Annotated in this window: 12 protein-coding genes and 1 pseudogene; 12 read left to right on the top strand and 1 reads right to left on the bottom strand. The window is 43.2% G+C overall.

Features of this window, described 5'->3' with window-relative positions:
* The first annotated feature begins 126 nt into the window (after positions 1-126).
* Both IGI73_RS09320 and IGI73_RS09315 read left to right on the top strand, forming a co-directional pair.
* Positions 127-1,665, top strand: coding sequence for a metal ABC transporter solute-binding protein, Zn/Mn family (locus IGI73_RS09320; protein WP_428207194.1), 1,539 nt, complete (start codon positions 127-129; stop codon positions 1,663-1,665).
* 66 nt (positions 1,666-1,731) lie between these two features.
* Positions 1,732-2,742 carry a plasmid pRiA4b ORF-3 family protein gene (locus tag IGI73_RS09315; RefSeq protein ID WP_015509935.1) on the top strand — a complete coding sequence of 337 codons (1,011 nt, stop codon included), beginning with the start codon at positions 1,732-1,734 and terminating at the stop codon, positions 2,740-2,742.
* Between the two features lie 90 nt (positions 2,743-2,832).
* Here the strand turns inward: IGI73_RS09315 and IGI73_RS09310 are convergent, their stop codons facing one another.
* Positions 2,833-3,948, bottom strand: coding sequence for an NAD(P)/FAD-dependent oxidoreductase (locus IGI73_RS09310; RefSeq protein ID WP_428207195.1), 1,116 nt, complete (start codon positions 3,946-3,948; stop codon positions 2,833-2,835).
* 118 nt (positions 3,949-4,066) lie between these two features.
* Between IGI73_RS09310 and recQ the strand changes: the two genes are divergently transcribed.
* The 10 genes and pseudogenes from recQ (at position 4,067) to IGI73_RS09260 (ending at position 16,901) form a co-directional block, all read left to right on the top strand.
* A complete protein-coding gene (recQ, locus tag IGI73_RS09305; protein WP_010749536.1) occupies positions 4,067-5,833 on the top strand; it encodes a DNA helicase RecQ in 1,767 nt (588 codons plus the stop codon).
* A 57-nt stretch (positions 5,834-5,890) separates the two neighbouring features.
* Entirely contained in the window at positions 5,891-6,310 is a 420-nt protein-coding gene (locus IGI73_RS09300; RefSeq protein WP_266166394.1) for a GNAT family N-acetyltransferase, read from the top strand.
* Between the two features lie 57 nt (positions 6,311-6,367).
* Positions 6,368-7,111 carry a MurR/RpiR family transcriptional regulator gene (locus tag IGI73_RS09295; protein ID WP_015509932.1) on the top strand — a complete coding sequence of 248 codons (744 nt, stop codon included), beginning with the start codon at positions 6,368-6,370 and terminating at the stop codon, positions 7,109-7,111.
* Positions 7,112-7,662: 551 nt separating this feature from the next.
* Complete coding sequence (locus IGI73_RS09290) at positions 7,663-8,028, top strand: hypothetical protein (RefSeq protein ID WP_428207196.1); 366 nt, start codon at positions 7,663-7,665, stop codon at positions 8,026-8,028.
* Between the two features lie 44 nt (positions 8,029-8,072).
* Positions 8,073-10,406: pseudogene (locus tag IGI73_RS09285) on the top strand (lectin-like domain-containing protein).
* A gap of 302 nt (positions 10,407-10,708) precedes the next feature.
* Complete coding sequence (locus IGI73_RS09280; RefSeq protein ID WP_428207197.1) at positions 10,709-12,853, top strand: glycoside hydrolase family 3 N-terminal domain-containing protein; 2,145 nt, start codon at positions 10,709-10,711, stop codon at positions 12,851-12,853.
* Positions 12,854-13,075: 222 nt separating this feature from the next.
* Complete coding sequence (locus tag IGI73_RS09275) at positions 13,076-14,077, top strand: LacI family DNA-binding transcriptional regulator (RefSeq protein WP_225001069.1); 1,002 nt, start codon at positions 13,076-13,078, stop codon at positions 14,075-14,077.
* A 13-nt stretch (positions 14,078-14,090) separates the two neighbouring features.
* Entirely contained in the window at positions 14,091-15,017 is a 927-nt protein-coding gene (locus tag IGI73_RS09270; protein WP_181409206.1) for an ROK family protein, read from the top strand.
* A 48-nt stretch (positions 15,018-15,065) separates the two neighbouring features.
* Positions 15,066-16,013 carry an ABC transporter permease gene (locus IGI73_RS09265; protein WP_016610970.1) on the top strand — a complete coding sequence of 316 codons (948 nt, stop codon included), beginning with the start codon at positions 15,066-15,068 and terminating at the stop codon, positions 16,011-16,013.
* A gap of 12 nt (positions 16,014-16,025) precedes the next feature.
* On the top strand, positions 16,026-16,901 hold the full coding sequence (locus IGI73_RS09260; protein WP_438759192.1) for a carbohydrate ABC transporter permease: 876 nt from the start codon (positions 16,026-16,028) through the stop codon (positions 16,899-16,901).
* Positions 16,902-16,907 lie beyond the last annotated feature (6 nt).

The raw sequence follows: 16,907 nt of genomic DNA, 5'->3' as shown, positions 1-16,907 counted from the left end.
GTGTAAAGTATAAAACCGATGGTAAAACGTAAACGTTACGTTTTGTTTTTATAAATCGTAATTGATTTATCAGTATTTTACCAAGGGAAAGAAAAAGAGGAAAAATAAAAGGAGTGTAGTTAGAAAATGAAGAAGTTTTTTAAAATAACGATGTTATCAGCAGTAGCCCTCGCATTGGCTGCCTGTGGTCAAGGTGGATCTGACACTACGGAGCAGTCAGGAAACGCCTCTTCTGAGAATGAACAAATTCAGGTCATGGCCACGTTTTATCCGATGTATGATTTTACACGCCAAGTCGTAGGGGAGGAAGGGCAGGTCGAATTATTGATGCCCGCAGGCACTGATTCCCACGACTACGAACCTTCTGCAAAGGACATGGCAAAGATCCAAGATGCGGATGTCTTTGTCTACAACAATGAAAACATGGAAATGTGGGTTCCTTCGATTGAAGCTACGTTAAATGATGGCGATGTGACAGTGGTCAAAGCCACAGAAGGAATGGTCTTACTTCCAGGAGACGAGGATCATGATCATGACCACGATCATGGCGACGATGGTCATTCCCATGAATTGGATCCCCATGTTTGGTTAGCACCAAGCTTAGCCATGAAACAAGTAGAGGCGATCCGTGACCAACTAAGTGAGGCTTATCCAGCGAAAGCAACAGCCTTTGCTGAAAATGCTGCGAATTATTTAGCGAAGTTACAAGAGCTTCATGCGTCTTATGAAGAAGCGTTTAGCAATCCAGCGCAAAATCACTTCGTGACCCAGCACGCAGCTTTTGGTTATTTGGCATTGGAATATGGGTTGACCCAAGTACCGATCTCTGGTCTTTCACCAAGCGAGGAACCTTCCGCTTCACGAATCGCAGAACTAAAAGAGTTCGTTCAAGAAACAGGTATCCAAACGATTTACTTTGAAGAAAATGCCAAAGACAGCATTGCACGAACGTTAGCTTCAGAAGCAGGTGTCGAACTGGCTGTCTTGAATCCATTAGAAGGGTTGACCCAAGAACAAATGGATAACGGGGAAGACTATATTTCGATCATGGAACAAAACCGTGATGCCTTGAGAAAAACGACCGATGTAGCAAATGACAAAGAAATAGCGGAAGCCGAAAAAGAAAAAACGGTTTATAACGGCTATTTCGAGGATGCAGATGTTCAAGATCGTCCCTTATCTGATTGGGCAGGGGAATGGCAATCCGTGTATCCATTTTTACAAGACGGAACATTAGACCAAGTATTTGATTATAAAGCAAAAATGGACAAGAAAATGACGGCTGACGAATACAAAGAGTATTATACGACCGGTTATCAAACAGATGTTGCTCAGATCAAGATCACAGACAATACAATGACGTTTATCTTCGATGATGGTACGAAGAAAGAAGCAAATTATGTGTATACTGGCAAAGAGATTTTGAACTATTCCGCTGGTAATCGTGGCGTACGTTTCTTGTTTGAAAGCACTGACGAAGATGCGGCATTCAAATACATCCAATTCAGCGACCATATGATCGCACCAAGTGCGTCCCATCATTTCCATATCTACTTCGGCAATGATAGTCATGAAGCCTTATTAGAAGAAATGGATCATTGGCCAACCTATTATCCAACTGGGATGAGCGGATTAGAAATTGCACAGGAAATGCTTTCCCATTAAAAAAAAGATTGACAATCCTCGCTCTTTTCGTCAAAGTAAACTTGATAGGAAGGAGCGAGAATTTTTTTGGAAAAAACATTGAAGAAATTAGCGAAAGTGATTGACCGTATGATGGATCACGTTGATTTGTATGGCGGACCAAGTGTGGTTAGTGACGACGATCTTGAACACTACTTAGATCCTGTTTTTTACTTGATCTTTTGCGCGGAAACAGATGGTGGCATGACTAAATTAAAAGACAAAGTCTTTGTCGAATCGGTGTACACCGAAATGCTGCCTCAAGAAGTACCGTACAGTTTAAATTTTCTTCCGTTTGCCAAAACAGCCATTGAAGACTTTTATTACTGCATGTATAAAGAAAAGCATATCACCAAATCACAATACCAAGAAATCGCCTTTGTATTGGCTGAAAAACAACCTATCTTTTTCGCACGGATGTCCAAACCCCAGTTTTGGTCAGCTGAAAAGAAAGAAGCGATGTTAGCGATGATTCAAGACACCGATCCTGAAGAACATGAACTATTGCCCGTTGATGACCCGCGTATTGCTGCAATCTCGCCAAAAATCGTCCCATTTCCAACGAAACATACGGCCTTTGATGAAGCGGCGAATAGACCAGTCGCCTATCAGATCCGTATTGATTTAGAAGGATACCGTCCGCCAATTTGGCGTCGTTTGATCATTCCTGCAGGGCTGACTTATGAGCAGCTGCATATTTTGATCCAGATTGCCTTTGAGTGGATGAATCAACATTTGTACTTGTTTATTGCCGGTTCGAAATCGATCGGCTTAGGCAATTCCGTACCAACGGATGCATCCGGTATTGACCAAGATTTTCAGTATTGCAAGTCCATGACCTACATTTATGATATGGGGGCAGATTGGACACATAAGATCAAAATTGAAAAAGTGTTGACGACAGAAGATCACCCAGATCCCGTCGTTCCAGTTTGTATCAAAGCTGTTGGCGATGTTCCAATTGAAGATGCCTTTGATGACGATTTCCGAGAACCACTGGATCGCGAGATCATCAATGAAATGTTACTCGATTATTGGGAAACAGGAGAATATGTTTAGCGATCAGCTAGAAGACTGTATCGTAACTCTGCAAGACTATCAATGACAACCACCAGACCCTAGCGGTTCTGGTGGTTTTTTAGTCTTCTGTCAAAGACGCTTCTTGATATATTCTGTCATCGGTTTTGTGTAGCTCAAGAAATTTTTTGGTTGAGATCGTCCATCATTGATCCGATTGGCTAGGAGATAACCGATATAAGGCCCGGTCGTTAACCCAGAAGAACCAAGTCCACTGGCGGCGAACAAATTCGTTTCATCAGGCACTTCCCCAAAGAACGGCGCAAAATCAGAAGTATAGGCACGTGTGCCAACGCGCATGGTCACAGGCGTGGCAAAGAGTGCTTCGGGATCTTCAAGAAAAGCACCGATTCCTGTCATCAATTGCTGCTTGGCAGCTTCCGTAGGCGTCAGATCCCAACCAGCATCATTTTCATGCGTAGCGCCTAATAAAATTTGACCATTTGAGAAGGGGATCAAGTCGCCTTCACCCTCTAGCATGGCGACTGGCCAATTATCTGTCGGCAAGTTGGCAGCAAAGGAAAGCAATTGGCCTTTTTGCGGACGAATATCAACGTGATACCCCAAAGGTGATAACAAGTCTAACAATCCAGGTCCAGCTGTCAGACAAAGAACCTCTGCCTCAAGGAGTTGATCCTTTGCTTTGATTTGCCAATGGCTGTCCTTTCTTAAAATCTCGGCTTTTTCTTCGATAAAAGTCACTTGCTGCTGTAAGGCAACTCCTTTTACGTGCGCAAGATAAGCACGACCATCTAAACGACCACCTCCTGAGATCCGTAATGAGGATATTTCCTTCAATAATGGCAGTGCCTCTTTGGTTTGTGGTCCTGTCAGCAAATCGATCTCGCCGATTTCTGGGGCTTCTTTGCGGCGACTCACAGCCAGATCTGCCAGCTCCTGAAGCGCGTTTTCGGGACGCACCACCAACGTGCCACAGGGGGCATAAATGGATTCATCTAATGCAAAATCCCGCACCAATTGTGGGAAAAACGCGGCACCGTCTTGTGCAAGCTGGTACCATTTTTTATTGCGGCGTTTGGAGAGCCAAGGGGAGATGATGCCAGCACTAGCAGACGTTGCTTGTCCGATAAGTGAATCAACGACAGTCACGTCAAATTTGGTTTTATCAAGATAATTGGCGAGGGTCAATCCAATGATCCCACCGCCGATAATCACAACTTTTTTCATAGTAGAAGACTCCTTTGGTTGATTTCAATGAAAAGCGAATAAAAAGCGAAAGTTCTCTTAATGCCGTTTTCTTTGCGTACTTAATTGCGTATAATAAGGAAATGGAAAAGAGGGTATTATGCAAACTATTCAAACAGTCTTAAAAGAACATTTTGGCTATTCACAGTTTCGTGAAGGTCAAGAGACGATTATTCAATCTATTTTAACACAACAAAATGTTTTGGGAATCATGCCTACTGGTGGCGGGAAATCGATTTGTTATCAGTTGCCAGCGCTCTTGCTGGATGGGGTCACCTTGGTCATTTCCCCTTTGATTTCTTTAATGAAAGATCAAGTAGACAGCCTCGTTGATATGGGGATCCCCGCTGCTTACATCAATTCTTCCTTGACAGGAGCACAGATCAATCAACGCTTGCAAGAAGCTCGCCAAGGACGAATCAAGCTGCTGTACGTTTCTCCAGAACGTCTGGACTCAGAAGCTTTTCGCTATTCGCTGCGGCAGATGCCGATCGCTTTGTTAGCCGTTGATGAGGCCCACTGTATTTCCCAATGGGGGCACGATTTTCGCCCGAGCTATCTGCGGCTCGCCGAAACGATCGACAATTGGGAACAAAAGCCAACGATCGTAGCCCTTACCGCAACAGCTACGCCCAAAGTTGCCGAAGATATCGAAAATTTACTTTCGATTCCAGCTGAAAATCAAGTCAAGACCGGCTTTGCGCGGGAAAATTTGGCTTTTCAAGTCGTCAAGGATCAAAAAGATACCTACATAACGACGTATTTGAAAATGAACCAAGGACAATCAGGTATTATTTACGCCAGCACCCGTAAAGAAGTGGAACGAATCTATCACCTGTTGAAGCATGAACACGTGTCAGTCGGATATTACCATGGCGGGCTTTCAGAAGAAGAGCGCTCCTTTTTCCAAGAAGAATTTCTCTATGACCGCCTGCAAGTGATGGTAGCCACCAATGCATTCGGAATGGGAATCAACAAAAGCAACGTCCGCTTCGTGATCCATGCCCAGATACCAGGTAATTTGGAGTCTTATTATCAAGAAGCAGGGCGTGCTGGACGAGATGGGGAACCCAGTGATGCGATCTTGCTTTATGCGCCGCAAGACATGCAGATCCAGCAATTCTTTATCGATCAATCCGAATCAGACATTCTTTATCGCCAAAACGAATACTTGAAGTTGCGGGAGATGAGCCAATACGGACATACCCAATTGTGTTTGCAGCGCTATATTTTGCGTTATTTCGGAGAAGATGGTCCCGATTGCGGTCGTTGCAGCAATTGTCTTGATGAAAGAGAACAAGTGGATATCACAGTGGATACACAAAAAGTGTTGTCATGTGTGAAACGAATGGGCGAACGCTTTGGGAAAGCCCTGGTAGGGAAAGTGCTAACTGGCTCAGGCGATCAAAAAGTCAAACAGTGGGGCTTTGAAAAGTTACCAACTTATGGATTAATGAAAGATTGGTCCCAAAAGGAAGTCAATCAGCTGATCGATTATTTAACAGCATCAGGGTATCTTTTGCCGTCTGAAGGGCAATACCCGTTGTTAAGTGTGACTAATGCGGGGATTGATGTGTTGCTTGGAAAAGCAAAAGTTTATAGAAAACAAACCAAAGTCAAACAGTTAGTGGTGGACGATGAGCTATTCGATCAACTGCGCACCTTACGATTGAATCTCGCACAAGAACAAAATTTGCCGCCGTATGTGGTTTTTTCTGATAAAACACTACGAGAATTGGCGGAAGTTCAGCCAAAAACGCCGATCGAGTTTTTACAGATCAAAGGAGTTGGCCAAAACAAGTTGGATAAGTATGGCGACGCCTTTTTAGCATTGCTTTCTGAATACGAAAAGACGGAAAGTGACTAAAATAGACCATTTTTCAAAGATAAGACAAAAAAGACAGCAGGAAGGGACGAAACATCAGTGATTACGATTCGACCGGCAGTAGCTGCAGATCAAGCATTTTGGTTTTCTTTGGATACTCACTTACCAACGGAAGTCTTCGCCAAAAAGATAATGGAAAAAACTGCTTATGTTGTAGTTGCAGACGACCAGCCAGTAGGGTTGCTACGCTACAATTTTTTCTGGGACACGATTCCTTTTTGTACCATGTTAGTGATTGCAGAAGCGCATCAAGGCAAGGGACTCGGGAAACGGTTGGTTACTTATTGGGAACAACAGCAAAAAGCAGCTGGCCACGCTCTTTGCTTGACTTCCTCACAAGTCGACGAGCAGGCACAGCATTTCTATCGCAAACTCGGTTACCAAGATGCCGGTGGGTTACTTTTGACAAGTCCTGGATTTGAACAGCCGATGGAATTGTTCCTTGTCAAACAGTTGTGATGTTTCTGCCTGCTTATGGTACATTGATAGGAGAACAAAAAAATAGGAGCGTTTAACATGTCTTTTTTTGGAAAAATCGATTTCAATGAGTTATCAGAGACCGATCGTGCAATCTATCATTACATGTCCAGCCAAAGTGATAAAATTCCTTACATGCGTGTCCGGGAGATCGCGCTTGAATCCCACACTTCAGCTTCTTCGGTCATGCGCTTTATCCGTAAATTAGGGTACGAAAGCTTTACGGAGTTTCGTACCCAGTTTAAAGTCCCTGAATTAGATGCCGTTAGTTTTTATAGCAGCATGAATGTCCTGAATGCTGAACATTTTCCGCGAGATATTGAAGGAAAGATTCGTCGGATCGCAGAAAGAATGTTGGAATGCGACAACATCATTTTTTATGGCATCGGTGCCTCTGGTTCCATGTGTGAATACGCTGCCCGCCGTTTTGCTACGATTGGGTTTAATAGCTATGCATTAGTGGATAATACGTACCCCATTTTTGCTAAGCTGAAGCATACTTCGGATAATATGATCGTCGTCCTTTCCATCACGGGAACGACTACCGAGATCATTGAAGTCGTCAATGGGTTTCGTAACAATCCAGACTTCACCACGGTAGCGATCACCAGTGACGCCAATAGCACTCTGGGACGAATGTCCGATTATGTCTTGGATTATTCAGTTGATGTAAAACGCATCAACAAGTATGAAGATTTGACGACGCAAATCCCTTGTCTTTTCTTAGTGGAAGCTTTATCAGAGACGGTTCGTCAGTTTTCGTTAACAGCAGAAGAATTGTAAACGGATTTTTCTCTTTATTCACATGTAAATCAACAAACAGCTTCATTCCATCAAAAGGGATTCCTTTGATGGAATGATTCGGCTGTTTGTTTTTTTTATTAGGAAAAAGAGAAAAAAATAGGTTTAGGTATCGTTAAAAGTCGACTTGAAAAGTTTGCTGTATGAAAAAAAGTAAAGTGACAAGCAAGGGGAAACGAGGGTTGAGATAAAGTGTGCAGTAAAAAATGACTTGGATTCGTGTCATTTTCACTAGATTTTTATAGAATGACGAGTATTTTGGAAGGAATGAGCCACGAAAGATAACGAAGATTCACAATATTCACCATTCGATGAAGAATGTGAATTTTATCAAAAGTCAAACAACGATATAATAAATAGAACATGTTTGAAAACCATCGTTTTTGAGACGTGTTATTTTATTTTGAGCGATATTTTTAATAAGGCTGGTAAACCATGCTTTAAAATGGTTTTCTCCTGTATTTCTTGCAAATCCTTTTATAATCCCAAAAACGATGGTTTTTGAAGTGAATTCTATAAAAGGAGGAGGGAGAATGAACATCAAAGGTGCGCCTTTTCGAGCAAAACTTCTAAAAGGCTTTCTCGTCTTATGGGTCGCTTGCAGCTTTCCAATAACAAGCTTCAGCAATGAGCTGCGATCAACCGAAACAGATGGGACCGTGCAGTATACAGGAGTATATGAACCGCTAGATCCCCCAGTACCGTCACCGCCAACAGGACCAGTCCCACGTCCGCCGCAAGACACGGTGAAGCCGGGGGGAGAACTGCCTCAGACCAACACCGTTCAGCGATTGGATTGGGTGATCCTAGGCGGTCTTTTGCTAATTATCGCGCTTGACTTATATGTGTTAAAACTAATCATTCGAAAAGGAAAAGTTGCATCCCCTGACTGGGGATAGCGTCCATTAAACAAACAAGAGAATGACATTTAGGAGTGAATGGGATGAACTCATTTTTTCGTAAAAAAAATAAAGGATTGCTGGTTTTGCTTGTCTTACTCCCACTGATTACAACGTTCACGATCATGAATGCCGAGACGATTTTTTCGTGGACCCCAGAGAATGAGCAAGAGGAAAAATCAGCTGAAGACGTAATCGGAGAAATTTCTTTTCCAGAAGAAATGATCCAAGGAGAAGTCGATCATGTACTAGATTTTATATTCTACTCAGAAGATGCCCTTGAAACGGTGGACCTCGCTTTGCCTGAACAAGTAATCATCGATCAGGAATCATTGATTGAGGGGCTAACTGCTGTAGAAACAGAAAACGAAGGTGTGTGGCAGCTGACCAGCGAGACCCCACAAACCACCTTTGTCTTACCGATTATTGTGGATACGATCGGAGAATATGAGATCATCGTTGCCGATTCTGCGTCACAACGGCTTCTGATAGTTGAAAATACGGTGATTGAAGATATTGATCAAGACGAAGATGAAAATGATTCTGCGGAAGCTGCACCAGAGGAAGAAGTAGACGAGGCTTCGGATGAGGCAGCAAAAGAGGCGAAAGTGGATGATAGAAGTGATCAAATGGTCGAAGTGACGATTGACAAAAACAATTTTAGAGAACACTTTGATGTCCAAGGCACTGCTACTTACAATGAAGAAACTGGACTATTAGTCTTGACAGAAGATATCACTTGGTCAGTCGGTTATGTTACCTTAAAAGACAGAATTAGTCTGGATCAGCCATTTACGCTTAAAGGTAGAGCTAATATAGGGGCTAAACTGAATGGTGCTGATGGGATGGCGTTTGGCTTTCACAATTCTGAGACTCACATAAGAGGTCACGAAGGCAATGCGTTTGGAATTGGATGATTGAGGGATGCTTTTGCTTTTAAGCTAGACAATAACTATAATGATACTCGAGGTTTTTTTGACGAGAATAGGTTTATTGTTGAAAGGGACCCTATAGCCGTCGGTGGAGCACCTTTTGCTGGCTTTATCTATCATAGGACGCCATTGTTACTGGAAACATATATGGGAAATGACGCTCCAGCAGCAAGAACGGGTGTTAGGAATGGAGCAAATGACCCGATCTTGATTGAGTACAGGCCAGATAGTCAAGGCCGCTGGTTTCAAGTTACGTATAGAGATCGGACTTGGCGACGTGATATCAGTGATTGGCAACCCGCTGATATTTCTGCAATGGCTTTTATAATATCTGGTAGTACAGGGGCGAGAAGTGATCGTCATACCTTTTATTTTGAAGAGATGAATTACTACATTGGTACCGGAACCGTCCATGTGAATTATCGAGATAGAGAGACAGGGGTGGATATTTTACCAACTGAAACATTAGAACTGCCATTACGTTTCCTTCATACACTGGACCCCAAGAATCGAGAAAGCGATGAACCTTATCAGTTAGGGTATGACTATTATGGTGTTGAGTATGAAGCAGAATACTTTGACCCAGATACATTTGACATTATGCCGCAGCCTTTCCATCAGGAGGTGACTTTTTTATTTGATCGCGTGCCATCGAACATCAAGATCAATCACATAGATGAAGAAGGGGTAGCACTGAGGGAACCCACCTATCAAGGAGAATTCGTAAATGAATCGGTTGATATACTGCCTGAGGAGATTCCTTATTATCAATATCTTTACGAGCGGGACGGTCAGCCGCTGGAAACAAGAGTCACCCGAGATGAACAAGAATACTGGCTGGTGTATGGTTTAGAAAGTACTCCGCAACCAGTAGATCCTCTTGACCCGGATACGCAAGTAAACCCTGAGAATCCGCCTGAGATTGATGAAGAACAAGGGTTTGTCAGCTTGGATTTTGTTTCCCAATTCCAGTTTGGGACAGTTGGCATTCGGTCAGAAACGACGACCTATGATGCCTTGCCGCAGAAATTGCTTCATCCGGCTGATCCAAATGATAATCTACGCCCTAATTATGTGCAAGTTTCGGATCGGAGGCGGGAAAATTCTGGTTGGACCCTCCGTGCAACCTTACGAACCCCTTTTGAAAGTGATGAAGGGCATCAACTGAATGGTGCTAGAATTTTGTTAAACAATATCGATGTAGCAACGACTCGAGAAAATGCGTCTGATCCCCCTACGTATAAACCGCAAGCAACCCTGACTGTTGGACAGGCTGAAGTGATTGCGCAAGCAAATGCCAACGAAGGTAGAGGCACTTGGGTCCAGCGCTTTGGCGATCGAGAAACAATGGATCAAAGTGTGAAACTTGAGGTGCCAGTGAGTGCAGCACCTCAAGCCACGCGATATACAGCAACGATCCTCTGGGAACTTTCCTTTGTTCCTTAAGAATAAAGTAAAAAGAAGCTGCAGCTAGTTGCAGCTTCTTTTTATTAGAATCATGGAAGAGACAATGTCGGACGTATCAGGGGATTCGGTGCGATCCATTTTTTGTGGTACACCTTGTACCATGATGAAGATTTTTCCTTTTTCCCATGAGTTGCACCAAAGTAGGAATACTATCTTTTTTTGAAAACGTTTTTAATTATACTGGATGAAAGGAATAGATACTTTTTTGCTTCTGCTAAGAAGGCGCAAATAGGGCTTTTTTTAAGCAAAAGAAGAGAACCGAATGATTGGAGAGAATAATAGTGGAGACCGTAAAACTAAAAGAACTGATTGACAAAATGACCGTAGCTGAAAAAGTGGGCCAGTTAGTCCAACTGACGCCAGATTTTTTTGCACAAGGAGGAGAAATCACGGGTCCGATGCAGCAATGGCAAATGAGTGAAGACCAATTATTTACGATTGGTTCTGTGTTGGGCACTCATACTGCTGAACAAGTATATGCCATCCAAACGTCTTATCTTAAGAAAAGTCGTTTAAAGATTCCCCTTGTTTTTATGGCAGATGTTATCCATGGGTATGAAACGATTTTCCCAATTCCGCTTGCCTTAGCCTCTTCCTTTGATGCGCAGTTAGTGGAAGAGGTTGCTAAAGCTTCAGCGAAAGAAGCGGCAGAAGCTGGTGTCCATGTCACGTTTTCACCGATGGCGGATCATGTCAAAGACGCGCGCTGGGGAAGGGTCTTGGAAAGTAATGGGGAAGATCCCACCTTATCTTCTGTATTGACGGCTGCTTATGTACGAGGGTATCAAGGAACTGCTTCCCTTGCAGAAAATAAACAGCGAATTGCCGCTTGTGTCAAACACTTTATCGGCTATGGCGCTGCAGAAGGTGGACGGGACTACCATACCGTTGATTTGTCCGATCTGGAGCTCTATCAGAATTATTTGCCCGCGTTTCAGGCTGCGATTGAAGCAGGGGCACAATTAGTAATGACCTCCTTTAATACGATCCACGGTGTTCCTGCCACCGCAAATCAACCCTTATTGCAGGAAGTATTACGACAAAAGCTGGGATTCGACGGCTTGATCATCTCAGATTGGGCAGCGGTAGCGGAATTGATGGCGCATCGTGTCGCTGCTGATCGAAAGGAAGCCGCAAAGAAAGCTTTTACTGCTGGCGTGGAAATGGATATGATGAGCGATTGCTATCTGAATGCATTGGAACAAATCATTCATGCAGAACCTGAAATGAACGAGCAGCTAAATAAGGCTGTCTTTCATGTGTTAAGCTTAAAAAATAAGTTGGGTCTTTTTGAAGACCCTTTTAGAGGATTAGTGCAGGGCAACTTAGCACCAAAATTAGCGCAGGAAACACGCCACCTTTCACGAGAAGCAGCAAAGAAAACAACGGTTCTTCTGAAAAACCAAGCACTGTTACCGTTGCAGAAAAAGCAAAAGGTCGCGTTGATCGGCCCCAAAGCAGCTTCGAAGGATCTTTTGGGGGCTTGGTCGTGGATCGGCAAACCGGAGGCTGCGGTCTCCTTAGCGGAGGGTCTTTCTAAAAAAGAAATTGACTTAACTGTCTTATCGTATCCTGATGGGGAAATGCTGACGAGTACCTTTATTGATGAGGCGTGTAAAGTTGCTAAAGAAGCTGAGGTTGTTTTATTGGCTCTGGGGGAAACTAGCGAGGAAGCGGGAGAAGCGGCAAGTCTGACCAAACTTTCTTTATCAAGAAAGCAAGAAGCATTGATTGAAGCAGTAAGTCAGGTCAATCCTAGGATCGCAACGATTCTTTTCTGTGGCAGACCACTGGTTTTGACCGCCATCGAGCCTCTTTGCCAAGCCATCATGATTGCCTGGTTCCCTGGATCAGAAGGAGGCAATGCGTTGGCAGATTTGTTGATGGGCGAGTCTGAACCGCAAGGACGTTTAGCTATGAGTTTTCCTCGAGCAGAAGGCCAATTACCGATGACCTATGCTCAACTCTCTACAGGGCGTCCACTGACTGAAGAGAATAGTGATCAAAAATACATTTCGCGTTATATGGATGAAAAAAATGAGCCATTGTTTTCTTTTGGCTCGGGGATGGGCTATGGTCGATGCACGATCACCCACACCCAAATCATTAATCCTCAGGAAAAGGATGCACCATTTGAGGTCAGCTGCACGCTGAAAAATGAGGGAGATGTACCGCATACCACGACACTGCAACTCTATAGCAGAGACGATGTTACAGAAGTAGCGCGACCGATGCGGGAATTAAAACAATGGCAAAAAATCCATCTTGCTGCAGCCGAAGAAAGGCAGCATTCATTCTATGTTACACCAGAGGATTTTGCTTATGTTCATTCCGATTTCTCGACAAAAAGTGATCCTGGTACGATTTCTTTATACCTTGGCTTTGCTGCTGCCTCAGCGAAGTTGATTGGTACGCTCACGATTTAAAAGCCTTTCGAGGCTTTTTTTTGTAGGTACAACTTGTACCATGATGGCACAGGTTTCAAGTTGCTGGTACAAACGCCAATCAGCCCTAGAATCATTGTGGATGAAAACGTTTTTATATATAGTTGGATTATCAGATGACCAGTGAGGAAGCGGTCGTTCATTTTTCCGATAAAATAAAAACGTTTTTATTTTTGTGGGATCAGTTTAGGAGGTGAGGGTCATTTGGCAAATCGAATCACGATCCGAGAAGTGGCGAAAGAAGCAAATGTGTCGATTGCGACGGTTTCTAAAGCACTCAACGGTGTCGATGTTGTTCGTCCAGCTACGAAAGAACGCGTGATGGCGGCAGCACAACGTTTGCATTATGTTCCCAATTTAATGGGCAAACAATTGAAAAACACGAAAACGAAAATGCTCGGTTTCTACACTACCAGCATGAAAGGGCCTTACTTTAGCGTATTAGTTGAAGCGATTGCCAGAGAGGCAGAAAAACATGGTTATGCGGTCAATGTCTTCTTATCCACGGATAAACGAGTGGTTCTCAATAGTATATTAGGCGGTGTTGTTGATGGCATTATTGGCTTTGAAGATTTTTTAACGAAGCAGGATTTGGCTGCAATGGAACGAGAACAAATCAAAGCCGTCTTTATCGATCGAAACATCCAAGAGAAGAACTTCGGCAGTGTAGTCTTTGATTCTTTCGAAAAAGGAAAAGCAGCCACCGAGTATCTTTTGTCACTTGGCCACAAAAAAATTGCCTTTATCAGTGGTATCACTGGTGTTTATGATAGTGATGAGCGCTTAAGAGGGTATTTAGAAGCATTAAACGAGGCAGGGGTTTCTAAACGGTCGGACTATCAATTACAGGGGTTCTTTGAAGAAGAACGAACGAGAGTCCGTGTGCAACAGTTTTTGTTAGAGCAGAAAGATTTACCCACAGCGTTTCTGGCGGGAAATGATCTTAGTGCGATCGGAACGGTCAAGGCGATCCATGAGACCAAGTGGCGGGTGCCAGATGATTTCAGCGTAATTGGTTTTGATGGCATCGATCTTTTGGACTATTTCATGCCTCGGTTGACGACTGTCAAAAATCCAATCCAATTGCAAGGGGTCACGGCAGTCAAACACTTGATCGAAATGATTGAGGAAAATGCCATTGGGATCTCCTACGTTTTATCAGGGGAATTGTGCATCAATCAATCGACAAAACAAGTAAATGAATAATGAGGGTGAAGCAATGTTTATTGGAATCGATGTTGGAGGAACCACCATCAAATATGGTGTGATCTTGAAAAACGGTGAAATTGTCAAAAAAGGACAGATGCCGACGATCCATGAAAAGGAGGGATTTTTGCAATCCATCACAGCATTGATCAAATCATTGCAGCAAGAAGCAATAGTCGATGGTGTCGGGATTAGCGCACCGGGCATCATCCAAAAAGATGGCACGATGATTACAGCAGGATCAATCAAATCCCTTTATGGAATCAATTTAAAGCAAGAAATAGAAGAACGTGTCAAGCTACCGGTCATGGTTGAAAATGATGCCAATGCAGCGGCGATCGCTGAAAAATGGCTTGGGCACGCACAGAACTGTGAGAACTATCTATGCCTTGTCGTCGGTACAGGCATTGGCGGTGGGATCATTGTTAATGATCAGCTCTATCGCGGCAGCCATGGCATGGCAGGTGAATTCGGATGGATGCTGATCGATAGCTTACCTGACCAAGGAAATTTAGAAACTGTTTCCTTGAACCAAAGAGCTGCTGTCGTGGGTGGTCTTTTCCATCAGTACCAGTTGGCACTTCAACAGCTTGGTCGGAGTGATTTCCCTCAAGATGCGGTGGAGATCTTTCAGCGAGGAGCGCAAGGAGAAGTGGTAGCGAACCAAGTGCTTGCACAGTTTTTTCAAGATTTATCGGTGGGCTTGCTCAATTTGATCAGTACATTTGATCCCGAGCTGATTTTGATTGGTGGTGGGATCAGTGAAAATGATGGGTTTATGGCAAGGCTTGAAGAGAACCTCTGTCAGCTAAAAGCTCGCCATGAAAGTATTGGTTACTTAGAAGGACGCACGATTGCACCGATTCGACGTGCAAAATTAAAAAACGATGCAGGTATGATTGGTGCGGTCTATCAGTTGATGAACCAACGAAGGAAGTAACTCATTTCCTTCAGATGAAAAAGTAAGCGTTTTAGAAAGGGTGGAACAATGGAATCTAAAGGAGTCGTACTTAAAGCAACCCCAAAGAAAAGAACCTTTTTGCAGAAACTAAAAGGCCAAAGTTTTTATCAAGCAATGGTTTGGCCAGGGATTATCCTGATGATTATTTTTAATTTTATCCCACTATACGGGATCGTCATCGCATTTAAAGATTACTCAGTGCTTGATTCGATCGCGAATGCAGAGTGGGTCGGTACCCAATATTTCCAAGAATTTTTTAGTGATTCAATGTTTTGGACGGTGATGAGTAATACGTTAGGCATCAGCTTTTTTAAACTACTGATTGGTTTTCCAGCAGCGATTGGCTTAGCGGTATTGATCAATGAAATCGTTCATGTGCGCTTGAAGAAGGTCGTTCAAACGGTGTCTTATTTGCCGCATTTTCTTTCTTGGGTCATCTTAGGAGGCATGTTTATTACGTGGTTGTCTGATACCGGTTTGGTCAATAATTTACTGTTAGGTGTTGGGTTGATCGATGAACCGATTCGCTTCTTGACTGATCCCGAAAAATATTGGGCGATTGCAGTCATTTCCGATATTTGGAAAGAAGTTGGATGGAATACGATTTTATACATTGCTGCTATGACAGGGATCAATCCAGCTCTTTATGAAGCAGCGAGAATGGATGGCGCCACGAAGTTTCAGCAGATCACTCGGATCACGATCCCTTCGATCCGTCATATTATCGCCTTGACATTTGTTTTGTCAGTCGGTGGGTTATTGGGTTCAAACCTCGATCAAACACTCGTCTTACAAAACCCTGTCAATTATCAGTCCAGTGAAGTCATTAATTCATTCGTCTATAAAATGGGGATTCAACAAGGAGACTTCTCCTATGCGACCGCCGTTGGTCTATTTGTGTCGGTTGTTTCATTGATCCTTGTGGTCGGTAGTCATCTTTTGACAAAAAAAATCAGTGATGAATCAGTCTTTTAGAGGAGGGAAAGTATGAAACAAACATTTTCAAAAGATGAGAAGATCTTCAATACTGCCAATGTGATTTTCATGGTGTTCTTCTTAGCCATCATTGCGTTGCCACTATGGAATATCGTCGCCTTGTCTTTCAATGATGCAACCGATGCCGCAAGAGGGGGGATCTATTTCTGGCCACGGGAATTTTCACTAGAAAGTTACTACACCGTTTTTGAAGATTCTGCGATCTATAAAGCCTTTGTCATCTCAGTTGCAAAAACAGTGATTGGTGTTGTTTTGCATACGGCATTGACGGCGATGGTTGCTTACGGGATGAGTCGTAGAAACTTAATGGGGCGGAAAATCTATATGAACATGGGGATTTTAACGATGTTCGTTTCTGGAGGGATGATTCCTACCTTTCTCTTATTTAAAGAACTCGGCTTGTTAAATAATTTTTGGGTTTACATCATACCTGTCTTATTTTCTTTTTACGACATGGTGATTTTGATGAATTTTTTCCGGAGCATTCCATTTTCGCTGGAAGAATCTGCCATGATGGATGGCGCCAATCCTTTTATTATTTTCGTAAAAATCATTTTGCCATTGTCCCTTCCAGTTTTGGCAACCATCGCATTATTCCACGGCGTCTTTCAGTGGAACGACTACATGACCGCCAATATCTATGTTGATGATCGTAGTTTATATCCTTTACAAATGCTACTATTTCGGATCGTTTCGGAAAATCTATCGCCTGCAGTAGCATCAGGCACCAATGTGGTCAGAAATACGACTTCTCAGTCACTGCAATTAGCAACTATGGTAGTAACGACGGTTCCTGTCGTCGTGATCTATCCATTTTTACAAAAGTACTTTATTCAAGGGATGACTCTTGGATCAGTAAAAGAATAGACAAAA

Origin of the sequence: Enterococcus sp. DIV0755f, from assembly GCF_051713725.1 — a bacterium.
In the GTDB taxonomy this organism is placed as follows: domain Bacteria; phylum Bacillota; class Bacilli; order Lactobacillales; family Enterococcaceae; genus Enterococcus_D; species Enterococcus_D casseliflavus.
The sequence above is the reverse complement of the archived record's forward strand: the minus strand, read 5'-3'. Positions and strand labels throughout refer to the sequence as shown.

What these genes read in the sequence shown, in the direction of transcription:
- IGI73_RS09265 (WP_016610970.1), top strand. Translation starts at nt 15,066, where the DNA reads ATGGAATCTAAAGGAGTCGTACTTAAAGCAACCCCAAAGAAAAGAACC.
- recQ (WP_010749536.1), top strand. Translation starts at nt 4,067, where the DNA reads ATGCAAACTATTCAAACAGTCTTAAAAGAACATTTTGGCTATTCACAG.
- IGI73_RS09295 (WP_015509932.1), top strand. Translation starts at nt 6,368, where the DNA reads ATGTCTTTTTTTGGAAAAATCGATTTCAATGAGTTATCAGAGACCGAT.
- IGI73_RS09320 (WP_428207194.1), top strand. Translation starts at nt 127, where the DNA reads ATGAAGAAGTTTTTTAAAATAACGATGTTATCAGCAGTAGCCCTCGCA.
- IGI73_RS09310 (WP_428207195.1), bottom strand. Translation starts at nt 3,948, where the DNA reads ATGAAAAAAGTTGTGATTATCGGCGGTGGGATCATTGGATTGACCCTC.
- IGI73_RS09270 (WP_181409206.1), top strand. Translation starts at nt 14,091, where the DNA reads ATGTTTATTGGAATCGATGTTGGAGGAACCACCATCAAATATGGTGTG.
- IGI73_RS09290 (WP_428207196.1), top strand. Translation starts at nt 7,663, where the DNA reads ATGAACATCAAAGGTGCGCCTTTTCGAGCAAAACTTCTAAAAGGCTTT.
- IGI73_RS09260 (WP_438759192.1), top strand. Translation starts at nt 16,026, where the DNA reads ATGAAACAAACATTTTCAAAAGATGAGAAGATCTTCAATACTGCCAAT.